Origin of the sequence: Pseudoduganella sp. R-32, from assembly GCF_049913245.1 — a bacterium.
GTDB lineage: Bacteria > Pseudomonadota > Gammaproteobacteria > Burkholderiales > Burkholderiaceae_D > Rugamonas.
Map to the genome: position 1 here is coordinate 4,237,871 of NZ_CP183987.1, position 12,739 is coordinate 4,250,609.

The window sequence follows — 12,739 nt, forward strand, 5'->3', positions numbered from 1 at the left end:
GAAGACAGCGCGCATCACTGGCAATTAAGCAGCGATCTTGGCTTTGACGACGTTGACAATCGCTGCAAATGCAGGCTTGTCCATCACAGCCATATCAGCCAGGACCTTACGGTCCAGTTCAATAGCGGCCTTCTTCAGACCGTTCATGAACACGCTGTAGGTAACGCCGTGTTCGCGGGCAGCCGCGTTGATACGGGTGATCCACAGGGCGCGGAAGACGCGCTTCTTGTTACGACGGTCGCGGTATGCGTACTGGCCAGCGCGCATCACTGCTTGCTTGGCAATACGGAATACTTTGCTGCGACGACCGCGGTAACCCTTGGCCAGGTTCAGTACTTTCTTATGACGGGCACGCGCGGTAACCCCACGTTTTACTCGAGGCATAGTAGCTCCTTAAATAACGAGTGAGATTAAGCGGACGGCATCATACGCAGAACGCTAGTCACGTCCGACGCATTGATGTTACGGGTGCCACGCAGTTGACGCTTGTTTTTGGTGGTCTTCTTGGTCAGGATGTGGCGTTTGAAAGCCATGCCCGACTTAACGGTGCCACCTGGGCGCACGCGAAAACGTTTTTTCGCGGAGCTCTTGGTTTTCATTTTTGGCATGTGAATGCTCCAATAATGACCGGATTGTAGGTGGCAGCCCTTCGCTGCACTTTTGGTGCCTACTCTCACGGGAACCCGGGAGTATAGCACAACATTCTTCAAAACCGGTAAACCTGGGTCTGACCCGCAGGGTCAGACCCTGTATAAGCAACGGCCGCGGGTCAAAGACACGCGGCCGTTGCTCAGACAGTGCCCGACCCTGTGGGTCAGGCACTGGTTTACCGGTTTTACTTCTTCTTCTTCGGCGCCAGCACCATGATCATCTGGCGGCCTTCCATCTTGGGGAACTGCTCGACCTGGCCATGCGGCTCCAGGTCAGCCTTCAGACGCTCGAGCATGCGCATGCCGATATCCTGGTGGGCCATTTCACGGCCACGGAAACGCAGGGTGATCTTGGTCTTGTCACCGTCTTCCAGGAACTTGATCAGGTTGCGCAGCTTGATGTTGTAGTCGCCATCATCGGTGCCGGGGCGGAATTTGACTTCCTTCACCGAGATCACCTTCTGCTTCAACTTGGCTTCGTGCGCCTTCTTCTGTTCCGAATACTTGAACTTACCGTAATCCATCAGCCGGCAGACTGGAGGATTCGCGTTCGGCGCGATCTCGACCAGGTCGACATCGGCCTCTTCCGCCAGGCGGAAGGCTTCGGCCAGGCTTACGATGCCCAGCGGTTCATTATCCACACCCGATAGACGCATTTCAGGGTGGGTGATCTCGCCATTGATGCGATGGGAAGACTTGTCAGTAGCTATGGTGTTTCCTTCAATTTTGGTTAGTAGGCCGGTTGCGGGGCTCCCCCGCATTTAGGCTTTGGTCTCGACGTCGTTCTGAAGTCGCTCCACCAGGGCTTCGATCGACATGACGCCCAGATCGACATTGCCCCGCGCACGCACGGCCACGGTGTTGGCATCCCGTTCTTTGTCGCCCACCACGAGAATGAAAGGCACTTTTTGGACGGAATGTTCGCGGATTTTATACGTAATCTTCTCGTTGCGCAAATCAGCAGCAACGCGGAAGCCCAGCTTGCGCAGCCTGGATTCAAGCGCCTTGCAGTAATCCGCCTGGGCGTCGCTGATGTTCAGAATCGATACTTGCTGAGGAGCAAGCCACATCGGCAGCGCGCCGGCGTAGTTCTCGATCAGGATACCGATGAAGCGCTCCAGCGAACCCACGATCGCACGGTGCAGCATGACCGGAGTCTTGCGGGTGTTATCATCCGCGACATATTCGGCACCCAGGCGGCCCGGCATGAAGAAGTCGACCTGCATGGTGCCCACCTGCCATGGGCGGCCCAGCGAATCCTTCAGGTGATACTCGATTTTCGGACCGTAGAATGCACCCTCGCCCGGCAGTTCGGTCCAGGTCACGCCGCAAGCGCGCAGGCCCGAGCGCAGCGCTTCTTCCGCTTTATCCCACACCTCGTCGTCGCCGATGCGGTTGTCCGGACGCAGCGCCAGCTTCACGTCGATGTTCTCGAAATGGAAATCTTTATAGACTTCCATCGCCTGCTGGTGGAAGGCCACCACTTCCGGCTCGATCTGCTCGTTGGTGCAGAAGATGTGGCCGTCGTCCTGGGTGAAGCCGCGCACGCGCATGATGCCGTGCAGCGCGCCGGATGGCTCGTTGCGGTGGCACTGGCCGAATTCACCGTAGCGCAGCGGCAGGTCGCGGTAGGAACGCAGGTCGCTGTTGAAGATCTGCACGTGACCCGGGCAGTTCATCGGCTTCAGCGCGTAGGAACGGTTTTCGGACTCGGTCACGAACATGTTTTCGCGGTAGTTTTCCCAGTGGCCGGTCTTGCCCCACAGCGAAGCGTCCAGGATCTGCGGCGCCTTCACTTCCTGGTAGCCGTTTTCCTGGTACTTGCGGCGCATGTATTGTTCCACTTGCTGCCAGATGGTCCAGCCTTTCGGGTGCCAGAACACCAGGCCCGGAGCCTCATCCTGGAAGTGGAAGAAGTCCAGCTGCTTGCCCAGCTTGCGATGGTCGCGCTTTTCCGCTTCTTCCAGCTGGAACAGGTACTGCTCCTGGTCTTCCTTCTTGGTCCAGGCGGTGCCATACACACGCTGCAGCATTTCGTTCTTGCTGTCGCCGCGCCAGTAGGCGCCGGCCAGCTTCATCAGCTTGAAGACCTTCAGCTTGCCGGTCGATGGCACGTGCGGGCCGCGGCACAGGTCGGTGAAATTGCCTTCGGTGTACAGCGACACGTCTTCATTGGACGGGATCGAAGCGATGATCTCGGCCTTGTAGTGCTCATTGATGGACTTGAAATAAGCCACGGCCTCGTCGCGCGGCAGGACCTTGCGGGTCACCTGCTCGTCCTTCTTCGCCAATTCCGCCATTTTCTTCTCGATTGCCACCAGGTCGTCCGGGGTGAACGGACGCTTGTAGGAGAAGTCGTAATAGAAGCCGTTTTCAATGACCGGCCCGATGGTCACTTGCGCATCAGGGAACAGTTCCTTGACGGCGTACGCCAGCAAGTGGGCGGTCGAGTGGCGAATCACGTCCAGGCCTTCCGGATCCTTGTCGGTCACTATGGCGACATCGGAGTCCTTCTCGATCAGGAAGGAAGTATCAACGACCTTGCCATCAACTTTGCCGGCCAGGGCTGCTTTGCCCAGGCTGGTGCTGATGTTGGACGCAACCTGCGCCACGGTCAGGGGTGCATCGAATTGGCGGACGGAACCGTCGGGCAGTCGGATTGAAACCATCATGGATCTCCGGAAGAAAAAGGTAATGCTGGAAAAAATGGACGAAAAAAAAACGCGGGCTAGCCGCGTTTTTCTTCAATTGAACAAGCAAAAGAAAGCCGATCGACTAGCGTCACTCACCAACCTTGATGGTAGTTCGCGGTGTCATAACCGGTGTGCCTTTCTCGCTCTTACAAAATGTCTGGTGGGCGGTGAGGAATTCGAATCCCCGACCCCTTGGATGTCGACCAAGTATTCTAACCAGCTGAACTAACCGCCCGTGTCTTTTGCAATGGTACTACATAACAATGTTCTGGTGGGCGGTGAGGAATTCGAATCCCCGACCCCTTGGATGTCGACCAAGTATTCTAACCAGCTGAACTAACCGCCCGAGAGCCAGCATTATAGAGAGCACTTCCCTCTGTGACAAGTGTTTTCCGAAGAAAACATTGCTGATATATTCAGGGGACCATGCAAAACCACGATTCAACCCATCTTCACGCCCATCTGGACGGCGACGCGCAACACGCTCACTTCAACGAACACCGCAGCCAGGCTGCCCTGGCAGCCGCACTGGCACTCACTTTGGGCTTCGCTGTAGTTGAGGTAGTAGCTGGTTTCATGGCCAATTCGCTGGCCCTGATTTCCGACGCCGGCCATATGGTGACCGATGCCGCAGCACTCGGCCTGGCACTGCTGGCGCAACTGATTGCCAAGCGGCGCCCTTCTGCGCGCTACTCCTTTGGCTTTGGCCGTGCCGAAGCGCTGGCAGCTTTCGTCAACGGGCTGGCAATGCTGGTCGTCGTCGGCTGGATCGTATTTGAGGCGGTGCAACGCTTCGCTTCACCCGAGCCGGTGCAAGGTGGCACGGTACTGGTCGTAGCCGGCATCGGCCTGGCTGTGAACTTGCTGGTCGCCTGGAGCCTGTCGCGCGACAAGGAAAGCATGAATACCCGCGCCGCCCTTGTGCACGTGCTGGGCGACCTGCTTGGATCCGTCGCGGCGTTGATTGCCGGCGGCGTGATCATGGCAACCGGCTGGATGCAAATCGACCCCATTCTCTCGCTGCTGGTATCGCTGCTGATCCTCAAATCGACCATCGGCGTCCTGCGCGAATCCTTCCACCATCTGATGGAGGGCGTGCCCGACAACACGGACTACGCCCAGATCGGCGCCGACCTGGCTGAAGTGCAAGGCGTCCTGTCGGTGCACGATCTGCACGTATGGGAAATGTCGCCGGGGCAGCCGGCTTTGATCGGCCATCTTGAAGTCGCGGACTTGCACGAATGGCCGGCCATTCTGGCCCGGGTAAAAACAATGCTGCGCACCCGACACGGAATCGATCACATCACATTGCAAGCCGAGCCCGCAACCCATTCCCGCCCATCCTGAAATCATGACGACCAGCTATTCTTCAATGTTGGACTCACATGCGGTCCCAACAAGCAAGCTGCGATAGATCTCTTCAACAAAACCATGGCCGAAAGGCTTCGTGTGAAATTGCCGTAAGCCCAGCAGCTATCGAAGCCGGCGCCAAACCGAAATCGGCACGTCCCCATCAGGCCGAGGCGGGACACGCCATTCGAGAACATCTCCCTCCATCGAATATGCGCGGCGCTGCACGGCCCCGTCCCATTGCGGATTCGATGCGGCGGCGATATGGAATACCAGGCGTCCATCCTCCACCGTAATCTTGCCAAAATGCGCGCTCATGGCGAGCAACAGCCGCTTGTATTCATGCAATTCGGCCGAGCGAAAATCACCTGCAAATGGCGGCCTGTCGGCATGATAGATCTGAAGCGCGTAGTGGCCGTCGCTTGCCACGTTCAGGGTGCCGCGCGGCTTGGCCCCATAGTCGTCGCTTCGACTGCCGTCGCGATGTTCACGGTAGGCGCCGATCAATTCCCAGGCCCCGGCCAGGCTGGCCCCGCTGGCTGACACCTCGGCGGCAGTTGCTGCGCCACTCAGCACTAGTGCTGTCAAAACAAGCTTCCGCATTTCAAACCTCCATCAGTCGAACACGCAACAGAGGATAGCCAGCTTGACGTCAACGCAAAATTGCAAAAACTTCGCGTGACCTGTGCATAATTGCACCGATGGACACCCCTGACTGGAACGATCTTCGCTATTTCCTCGCCGTCGCCGCAGCTGGCTCCCTGTCGGCTGCTGCACGCTCGCTTGGCGTCGAGCACACCACCGTGTCGCGCCGCATCGAGGCACTGGAGGGAATATTGGGCCTGAGGCTCTTTGACCGCTTTGCGCGTGGCTGGTCCCTGACGGATGCCGGTCGCGCCTTGCTGCCCCAGGCACAACGGATCGAGGAAGAGATTCATACCCTGCTGCGCCAGGCAAGTGGCGCGGGATCCGAATTCGGCACAGTACGCATCTCGGCGCCGCCCGCCATCGCCGCCCACTGGATCACGCCGCGCCTGCCCGCTTTGCGCGCGCAACTGACGGGAATTCAGATCGAATTGGGCGCCGAACCGGCCCGCGTCGATTTATCGCGGCGCGAGGCGGATATCGCGATCCGTTTTCGCCGGCCGCAAGCGCCCGACCTGGCAGTGCGCATAGTCGCGACAGTCCAATATTATCTGTGCGCGGCGCCCCAATATCTCGCCTCGCGCAAATCTGAAGAATGGGAATTTATCGGCTACGACGAAAGCCTGGCCACGACCCCGCAGCAAGAGTGGTTGAACGCATTTGCGGCGGGCCGCCCGTTTGCTTTTAGCAGCAACGATTTGAATTCAATTGCGGCAGCGGTGCGATTTAGCGCTGGGATTGCGGTCCTGCCCGATTACCTCGCCGCTGGGCTGATAATCCCAGGCATTAACTGCCCGGTGCAGCGCGACCTCTGGATGGTCATTCATGACGACGTCCGCAAATCGCCAAGAGTTCGCCGTACCGCAGACCTCCTCGCAGAACTGTTCAGTACTGCGGCGCGCTAGCTCCTGGCAGCAACACGCCAAGACCTGGCACGCTTCGGGCGAAGCTCTAGAGGGAGATGAGCCGCCCTCCCTCAAGCACGGCGAGCTTCCAGGATGCCGGTGACTTCGCAAATCGCGGCGAGCGCTTTTTGCAGCTGGCTGGTGGCGCCGATTTCGACCGTAAAGGTCATGCGGGCCTGCCCTTTGGCTGATTGGGTGTTCACGCCGGTAACATTGATTTTCTCGCGCGAGAAAATCTCGGAAATATCGCGCAGCAATCCCTGGCGGTCGGTCGCCAATACAAATAGATCGACGGGAAATACCGTGTCGGAACGCGCAGCGCCCCAGGCAGTGACAATTACCCGCTCCGGCGCTTTAGCGCGCATTTCAGCGAAGTTTTTGCACGAGGCGCGATGAATTGAAACGCCTTTTCCGCGCGTAACAAAACCCACAATTGGATCGGGTGGCGCCGGTTTGCAGCATTTCGCCAATTGCGTCATCAAGCCATCGGTTCCCACCACCAGCACGCCCGATTTGGCGCCGGATTCAACGCTGGAATTGCGGCTCTTATTAACTGCGACCTGGTCGCTCGCATCTTCTTCAGCCTCGGCAGGATCGCGCAACGCTGCCTCGACATGGCGCAGTGAAAACTCATCCTTGCCCACGGCGAGGAACAGATCGTCCACTTTGCCAAAGCCCAGCTTTTGTGCCAGGGTCTCCAGGTTGACGGCGGTCTTGCCTTCGCGTTGCAGCGATTTCTCAACCAGGGAGCGGCCGTTGGCGACCGTTTCCTGGATGTCGATCGCGTGGAACCATGCCCGCACCTTGGTGCGGGTGCGGTTCGAGACCGTATAGCCTGGGCTCAGCCAGTCGCGCGACGGTCCAGCCGTACCGGGTGCGCCCTTGGCGGTAATGACTTCGCAAGTTTGCCCGCTTTTCAACGGCGTATTCAGCGGCACCATCTGGCCGTCGACGCGGGCGCCGCGGCAGCGGTGGCCCACGTCGCTGTGCAAGTGGTAGGCGAAGTCGATTGGGGTGGCGCCCACTGGCAACTCGATCACGCGCGCCTGCGGGGTCAACACGAAGATGCGGTCGTCCAGCGTGGTGGACTTCAGTTTTTCCACCCACTCGCGCTGCTGGTCCTCATTGTTGACCACAGCATCGGCAACTTCGGTTTTCCAGGCCAGCAGTTGGCGCAGCCAGGCGATCTTTTCGTCGTACTGCTGCCCTTTGAAGTTGGAACCACCCTCCTCCTTGTAGCGCCAGTGCGCTGCCACGCCGTATTCGGCGAAGCTGTGCATCTCCTGCGTGCGGATCTGCACTTCGAGGGGGCGGCCGTCGTCCGCCGTCACCACGGTGTGCAGCGACTGGTAGCCGTTCGGCTTGGGACGGGAAATGTAATCGTCGAATTCTTTCGGGATCGGGGTCCAGATATTATGGACTACGCCGAGCACCGTATAGCAGGTCTTCACGTCGTCGACGATTACGCGGAAGGCGCGCACATCGTACAGCTCGGAGAAGTCCAGGTCCTTGCCCTTCATCTTGTTCCAGATGGAGTAGATGTGCTTGGGCCGGCCGAATACCTCGGCCTTGATGCCGGCAGATGCCAGCTCGGACTGCAGGCGCGCAATGGAAGACGTGACGAAGCTCTCGCGCGCCATGCGCTTCTCTTCCAGCATCTTCGCAATGCGCTTGTAGGTCTCCGGCTCGATGAAGCGGAACGACAGGTCCTCCAGCTCCCACTTGATCTGCCAGATGCCGAGGCGGTTTGCCAGCGGCGCGTAAAGGTCCAGGGTCTCGCGGCCGTAAGCGCGCGTTACTTCGTCGAAGCGCTTGATGTCGGAGAAATAGCGCAAGGTGGTGCAGCAGGAAGCCAGCCGCACTAGCACCACGCGCATATCGGTGGCCATGGCCAGCAGCATCTTGCGCAGCGACTCGACCTGGGCTACAGCCTGCTGCGCCGCAGTCTTGGTGCGCGCGGCACTGCCGGAAGACGCCAGCGTCAGCTCGCGCAGGCGGATCAGCTGGCGTACGCCGGCCACCAGGTCATTGACTTCCTTGCCGTAGCGCGGCTCGATGGAGGGGGCGGTATCGGCGTCGAGCAGGGTCAGCTCGAACATCAGTGCCGCGATGCGGGTTTCCGCATCGGTGCGCAGGATGGCCAGTGTGCTGGCCACCCCGATGGCGAATTCCAGGGCATCTTGCCCATGGCCTGTGATACGGCCGCTGTACGCCTGGCTGGCGTGGTCGAGCGCAGCCAGCACGCGCGCTCCATCGTCGGCGGACAAGCCTTGTACCAACTGATCCGTCGTTGCGCTGTTGAGAGCCGCGATTGAAACCATTACGAAAACCTTTGCAACTTTACTTTTGGGCGGCGGTCACCACGATTTCGACCAGCCAGTCGGGATTTGCCAGTTGCGCCTGGACAGTCGCACGCGGCGGGGTATTGCCTTCCACCACCCAGGCTTCCCACACTTCGTTCATGGCGGCGAAGTTGGCCAGGTCGGTGATGTAGATCTGCGCGCGCAGGATGTGCGCCTTGTCGCTGCCGGCTTCGCCCAGCAGGCGGTCGATATGGCCCAGCACTTCGGCGGTCTGCGCCTTGATGTCGCCGCCCTTCTCGGCAATCTGGCCGGCCAGGTAGACAGTGCCGTTGTGGACGGCGATTTCGGACATGCGCTTACCTACGTGAAAACGTTTGATTTCCATGCTTCTCTCTTAGTGGTTCAACAAAAAATCTTTCGCAATCGCGATCTGGTCGTCGTGCAGGAAGGTCGGCGCATGGCCAACGTTCGGGATCTCCACCAGTTTGGCCTTCGGGCCGCGCTGCGTCATCGCTTGCGCCGTTTCGCGCGACAGCAAGTCGGAGTTGGCGCCGCGCACCAGCAAGGTCGGGCAGCGGATCGCATCGTAGGCAGCCCACAGCATCGCTTCGTCAGCCTTGGCCGACTCCGGCGTCACCGACTGGAAAGGCAAGGCCAGGCCCATATCGTAGTGGCGTACCCACGAGCCGTCCTTGTCCTGGCGCAGCACGTCGGCGGCCAGCTTGTGCCATTCCGCATCGGTGTGCTCGCCGAAGGTAGCCGACACCATCTTCACGAATTCGGCGCCGGCCTTGAAAGTCGGGAAGCGCACTTCCTGGGCAATGTAATCGCCGATGCGCTGGATCGCCACCGCATCCAATGTGGGGCCGATATCGTTCAATACCAGCTTGCTGACCGGGCTGTCCGGCAGCGAAGCCAGGCCCATGCCGATCAGGCCGCCCATCGAGGTGCCGAACCAGTCCACGCTCTGCCGCTCGCCATTGGCCAGCACGCGCGCCAGCAAGGTCACCATATCGCTGACATATTGGGGAAGGCGGTAAAGCTGGGGGTTCACCAGGCTGCCGGAACGGCCGCGGCCCACCACGTCGGGGCAAACCACACGGTATTCCTTGCACAGTGACTGTGCAAGATTGTCGAAATCGTCCGAAACCCGGGTCACGCCGTGCACGCAAACCAGCACATTCGGGTTATCTTCCTCGCCCCATTCCTTGTATGCCATCTGGTGCAGGCCAGACATGGAGAAACACTGAACGGACTTGATTTTCGCTTCTGGCATTCGGTTCCTCGCTCCCCGCGCTGTTGTTTCGCTATTGGTTTTTGCGCTACATTCTACATTGGCTAACTAATTATAGGGGACCAAATGGTCAGCACGACTTTGCGCGGCAAAACTGCGCTCGTAACCGGCTCCACCTCCGGCATCGGCCTGGGCATCGCACGCAGCCTGGCAGCCGAAGGCGCCAACATCGTATTGAACGGCTTTGGCGATGCAGGCGAGATCGCGAAGCTGCAGGAATCGCTGGCCGCCGAATTCGGCGTGCAGGCAGGCTACCATGGCGCGGACATGAGCAAGCCGGCCGATATCGAGGCCATGATGGCCTATGCCGCCCAGAAGTTCGGCGGCGTCGACGTCCTGGTGAACAACGCCGGCATCCAGCACGTGGCCAATGTCGAGGACTTTCCGGCCGAGCGCTGGGACGCCATCATTGCCATCAACCTGACTTCGGCCTTCCACACCACCCGCCTGGCGCTGCCGCATATGAAGGCGCGCAACTGGGGACGCATCATCAACCTCGCTTCGGTGCACGGGCTGGTTGCTTCGGCCGGCAAGTCGGCCTATGTCGCGGCCAAGCACGGCCTGGTGGGCTTTACCAAAGCCACCGCTCTGGAAACTGCCAAGACCGGCATCACCTGCAACGCGATCTGTCCGGGCTGGGTCCTGACTCCGCTGGTGCAGAAACAGGTCGATGCGCGCGCCGAGAAGGAAGGCCTGTCCAACGAGGCAGCCAAAGCGGCACTGCTGGCGGAGAAGCAGCCGTCCGGCGAATTCGTCACGCCTGAGGAGCTCGGGGCCATGGCCGTCTTCCTGTGCTCCGATGCGGCCCGGCAGATGCGCGGCGTGGCGTGGAATATGGACGGCGGCTGGGTCGCCCAGTAATCAGGCTTTTTGCGCCAGGTAGTTGTTCTTCAGGCGCATATAGTGCTCGGCCGAGTATTTGAAGTGCGCAATCTCCTGTTCGGTCAGCTCGCGGATGCGCATCGCGGGCCGGCCGACATACAGCCCGCCGCTCTTCAGCACCTTGCCGGGAGCCACCAGGCTGCCCGCCCCCACCATCACATGCTTTTCGATCAGCACGTCGTCCATGATGATCGAGCCCATGCCAACCAGGCATTCGTCGCCGATGGTGCAGCCGTGCAACAGCACCGAATGGGCAATGGTGACGTACTTGCCGATCGTCAGGGCGGCGCCTTCCGGCTTGGCGGCCGAGCGGTGCGACACGTGGCACATGGCGAAATCCTGCACATTGCTGCCTTCGCCGATCGTAATGCGGTTCACATCGCCGCGCACAACCGCATTGCACCAGATCGAGGCATCTCGGCCGACATTGACGTCGCCGATAATTTGCGCGGACTGGTGGACGAACACGCCGTCTTCCAATTGGGGAAAGGTATCGAGGTAGGGTTGCAGTGTCATGCCAGGATTATATGGCCTGCGGCGCTGCAGCATCCGGCCGATTGTGGTTTTCCACAATGGGGATAGACACAATAGCGGCAAGACAACCCGTTTGCCATGATGGGAATATTCGGAGACAAACGAGGCCCCCTCATCATGGAAAAGAAACCCTTCTACAAAGTACTGTACGTCCAGGTACTGTTCGCCATCTTCTGCGGCATCCTGCTCGGCATCTACCTGCCGACCGACGCAGTCGCCATGAAACCGCTTGGCGACGGTTTCATCAAACTGATCAAAATGATCATTGCCCCGGTCATCTTCTGCACCGTGGTGAGCGGCATCGCCGGCATGCAGGACGTGAAAAAGATCGGCCGCGTCGGCGGCAAGGCGCTGATCTACTTCGAAATCGTGTCCACCTTCGCCCTGGTCATCGGCCTCGCCGTTGCCAACTTCATGCAGCCAGGCGCCGGCTTCAACGCCGATCCGCACACGCTGGACACCAAGTCCATCGCCCAGTACACGGAAAAGACCAAGGCGCTGACCACCACCGACTTCCTGCTGAACATCATCCCTAACACCGTGTTCGATGCCTTCGCCAAGGGCGACATCCTGCAGGTGCTGCTGGTTGCCGTGCTGTTCGGCTTTGCCCTGTCGCTGCTCGGCGAGCGCGGCCGTCCGGTCACCAAGCTGGTCGACGAGGTATCGCACGCCTTCTTCGGCATGGTCAACATCATCATGAAGGCCGCCCCGATCGGCGCCTTCGGCGCCATGGCTTTCACCATTGGCAAATACGGCATCGCTTCCCTGCTGCCGCTGGCCAAGCTGATGGGCTCGTTCTACCTGACCTGCTTCCTGTTCGTGTTCATCGTGCTGGGCCTGATCGCCAAGTACACCGGCTTCTCGATCGGCCGCTTCATTTCCTACATCAAGGAAGAGCTGCTGATCGTGCTGGGCACCTCCTCCTCGGAAAGCGCCCTGCCTTCGCTGATGCGCAAGCTGGAAAAACTGGGCGCCTCCAAGCCTGTGGTTGGCCTGGTGGTGCCGACCGGCTACTCCTTCAACCTGGACGGCACCAATATCTACATGACCATGGCAGCCCTGTTCGTAGCCCAAGCCACCAACACCGACCTGACGCTGTGGCAGCAACTGACCATCCTCGGCGTCGCCATGCTGACCTCGAAAGGCGCCTCCGGCATCACCGGCGCCGGCTTCATCACCCTGGCAGCCACCCTGGCCGTGGTGCCAACCATCCCGGTGGCAGGCATGGCCCTGATCCTCGGCATCGACCGCTTCATGAGCGAATGCCGCGCCCTGACCAACTTCGTCGGCAACGGCGTGGCTACCCTGGTGGTCGCCAAGTGGGAAGGCGAGCTGGACATGGATACCCTGAAGCGTGAGCTGGCCAATCCTACCCCGCTGAATGCAGCGGCCCAGCCGGCCGCCGCGGAGGCGCTGGCCGCTACCGCCGAGTAAGCCCGTAGCTTCTTTACCACTAAGACAGGCCCCATGCAATTGTGCATGG

At 59.9% G+C, this 12,739-nt stretch carries 13 protein-coding genes and 2 tRNA genes; 4 read left to right on the top strand and 11 right to left on the bottom strand.

What is annotated here, in order from left to right:
• Window positions 1-24: 24 nt before the first annotated feature.
• The 6 genes from rplT to ACN9MU_RS19200 all read right to left on the bottom strand — a co-directional run bounded on the left by rplT (window position 25) and on the right by ACN9MU_RS19200 (window position 3,689).
• The gene (gene rplT / locus ACN9MU_RS19175) at window positions 25-384 is read right to left on the bottom strand and encodes a 50S ribosomal protein L20 (protein WP_028101213.1); all 360 of its coding nucleotides are present in this window, start codon (window positions 382-384) and stop codon (window positions 25-27) included.
• A 26-nt stretch (window positions 385-410) separates the two neighbouring features.
• A complete protein-coding gene (rpmI, locus tag ACN9MU_RS19180; RefSeq protein ID WP_057262756.1) occupies window positions 411-608 on the bottom strand; it encodes a 50S ribosomal protein L35 in 198 nt (65 codons plus the stop codon).
• Window positions 609-835: 227 nt separating this feature from the next.
• On the bottom strand, window positions 836-1,411 hold the full coding sequence (infC, locus tag ACN9MU_RS19185) for a translation initiation factor IF-3 (protein ID WP_426161989.1): 576 nt from the start codon (window positions 1,409-1,411) through the stop codon (window positions 836-838).
• Window positions 1,412-3,319, bottom strand: a complete 1,908-nt coding sequence (gene thrS, locus ACN9MU_RS19190) for a threonine--tRNA ligase (RefSeq protein WP_426323787.1) — start codon at window positions 3,317-3,319, stop codon at window positions 1,412-1,414. It lies immediately after the preceding gene.
• A gap of 182 nt (window positions 3,320-3,501) precedes the next feature.
• Window positions 3,502-3,578 (bottom strand) — tRNA-Val (locus ACN9MU_RS19195).
• A 34-nt stretch (window positions 3,579-3,612) separates the two neighbouring features.
• Window positions 3,613-3,689: transfer RNA gene (locus ACN9MU_RS19200), tRNA-Val, on the bottom strand.
• Window positions 3,690-3,769: 80 nt separating this feature from the next.
• Between ACN9MU_RS19200 and ACN9MU_RS19205 the strand changes: the two genes are divergently transcribed.
• Window positions 3,770-4,690: a cation diffusion facilitator family transporter gene (locus ACN9MU_RS19205; protein WP_426161990.1), complete on the top strand. Its 921-nt coding sequence runs from the start codon at window positions 3,770-3,772 to the stop codon at window positions 4,688-4,690.
• A gap of 126 nt (window positions 4,691-4,816) precedes the next feature.
• On the opposite strand, the gene ACN9MU_RS19210 is transcribed toward ACN9MU_RS19205, so the two are convergent.
• On the bottom strand, window positions 4,817-5,296 hold the full coding sequence (locus tag ACN9MU_RS19210; protein ID WP_426318270.1) for a lipocalin-like domain-containing protein: 480 nt from the start codon (window positions 5,294-5,296) through the stop codon (window positions 4,817-4,819).
• A 98-nt stretch (window positions 5,297-5,394) separates the two neighbouring features.
• Here ACN9MU_RS19210 and ACN9MU_RS19215 point away from each other — a divergent pair, with 98 nt between their 5' ends.
• Window positions 5,395-6,243 (top strand): LysR family transcriptional regulator, encoded by an 849-nt coding sequence (locus ACN9MU_RS19215; RefSeq protein ID WP_426343299.1) that lies wholly within the window; start codon window positions 5,395-5,397, stop codon window positions 6,241-6,243.
• 71 nt (window positions 6,244-6,314) lie between these two features.
• Here the strand turns inward: ACN9MU_RS19215 and ACN9MU_RS19220 are convergent, their stop codons facing one another.
• The 3 genes from ACN9MU_RS19220 to ACN9MU_RS19230 are packed head-to-tail and all read right to left on the bottom strand — an operon-like array spanning window position 6,315 to window position 9,822.
• Window positions 6,315-8,564 (bottom strand): RelA/SpoT family protein, encoded by a 2,250-nt coding sequence (locus ACN9MU_RS19220; protein WP_426161993.1) that lies wholly within the window; start codon window positions 8,562-8,564, stop codon window positions 6,315-6,317.
• 19 nt (window positions 8,565-8,583) lie between these two features.
• Window positions 8,584-8,931 (bottom strand): RidA family protein, encoded by a 348-nt coding sequence (locus ACN9MU_RS19225; protein WP_426161994.1) that lies wholly within the window; start codon window positions 8,929-8,931, stop codon window positions 8,584-8,586.
• 9 nt (window positions 8,932-8,940) lie between these two features.
• Window positions 8,941-9,822, bottom strand: a complete 882-nt coding sequence (locus tag ACN9MU_RS19230) for an alpha/beta fold hydrolase (RefSeq protein ID WP_426161995.1) — start codon at window positions 9,820-9,822, stop codon at window positions 8,941-8,943.
• Between the two features lie 84 nt (window positions 9,823-9,906).
• Here ACN9MU_RS19230 and ACN9MU_RS19235 point away from each other — a divergent pair, with 84 nt between their 5' ends.
• Window positions 9,907-10,701 carry a 3-hydroxybutyrate dehydrogenase gene (locus ACN9MU_RS19235; RefSeq protein ID WP_426161996.1) on the top strand — a complete coding sequence of 265 codons (795 nt, stop codon included), beginning with the start codon at window positions 9,907-9,909 and terminating at the stop codon, window positions 10,699-10,701.
• Here ACN9MU_RS19235 and ACN9MU_RS19240 read toward each other — a convergent pair whose 3' ends face one another.
• Complete coding sequence (locus ACN9MU_RS19240; protein WP_426343300.1) at window positions 10,702-11,238, bottom strand: gamma carbonic anhydrase family protein; 537 nt, start codon at window positions 11,236-11,238, stop codon at window positions 10,702-10,704. It lies immediately after the preceding gene.
• A gap of 135 nt (window positions 11,239-11,373) precedes the next feature.
• Between ACN9MU_RS19240 and ACN9MU_RS19245 the strand changes: the two genes are divergently transcribed.
• Complete coding sequence (locus ACN9MU_RS19245; protein WP_426335938.1) at window positions 11,374-12,690, top strand: dicarboxylate/amino acid:cation symporter; 1,317 nt, start codon at window positions 11,374-11,376, stop codon at window positions 12,688-12,690.
• Window positions 12,691-12,739 lie beyond the last annotated feature (49 nt).

Coding starts and splice junctions, on each gene's coding strand:
- rplT (WP_028101213.1), bottom strand. CDS start 384: ATGCCTCGAGTAAAACGTGGGGTTACCGCGCGTGCCCGTCATAAGAAA.
- rpmI (WP_057262756.1), bottom strand. CDS start 608: ATGCCAAAAATGAAAACCAAGAGCTCCGCGAAAAAACGTTTTCGCGTG.
- infC (WP_426161989.1), bottom strand. CDS start 1,411: ATGCGGGGGAGCCCCGCAACCGGCCTACTAACCAAAATTGAAGGAAAC.
- thrS (WP_426323787.1), bottom strand. CDS start 3,319: ATGGTTTCAATCCGACTGCCCGACGGTTCCGTCCGCCAATTCGATGCA.
- ACN9MU_RS19205 (WP_426161990.1), top strand. CDS start 3,770: ATGCAAAACCACGATTCAACCCATCTTCACGCCCATCTGGACGGCGAC.
- ACN9MU_RS19210 (WP_426318270.1), bottom strand. CDS start 5,296: ATGCGGAAGCTTGTTTTGACAGCACTAGTGCTGAGTGGCGCAGCAACT.
- ACN9MU_RS19215 (WP_426343299.1), top strand. CDS start 5,395: ATGGACACCCCTGACTGGAACGATCTTCGCTATTTCCTCGCCGTCGCC.
- ACN9MU_RS19220 (WP_426161993.1), bottom strand. CDS start 8,564: ATGGTTTCAATCGCGGCTCTCAACAGCGCAACGACGGATCAGTTGGTA.
- ACN9MU_RS19225 (WP_426161994.1), bottom strand. CDS start 8,931: ATGGAAATCAAACGTTTTCACGTAGGTAAGCGCATGTCCGAAATCGCC.
- ACN9MU_RS19230 (WP_426161995.1), bottom strand. CDS start 9,822: ATGCCAGAAGCGAAAATCAAGTCCGTTCAGTGTTTCTCCATGTCTGGC.
- ACN9MU_RS19235 (WP_426161996.1), top strand. CDS start 9,907: ATGGTCAGCACGACTTTGCGCGGCAAAACTGCGCTCGTAACCGGCTCC.
- ACN9MU_RS19240 (WP_426343300.1), bottom strand. CDS start 11,238: ATGACACTGCAACCCTACCTCGATACCTTTCCCCAATTGGAAGACGGC.
- ACN9MU_RS19245 (WP_426335938.1), top strand. CDS start 11,374: ATGGAAAAGAAACCCTTCTACAAAGTACTGTACGTCCAGGTACTGTTC.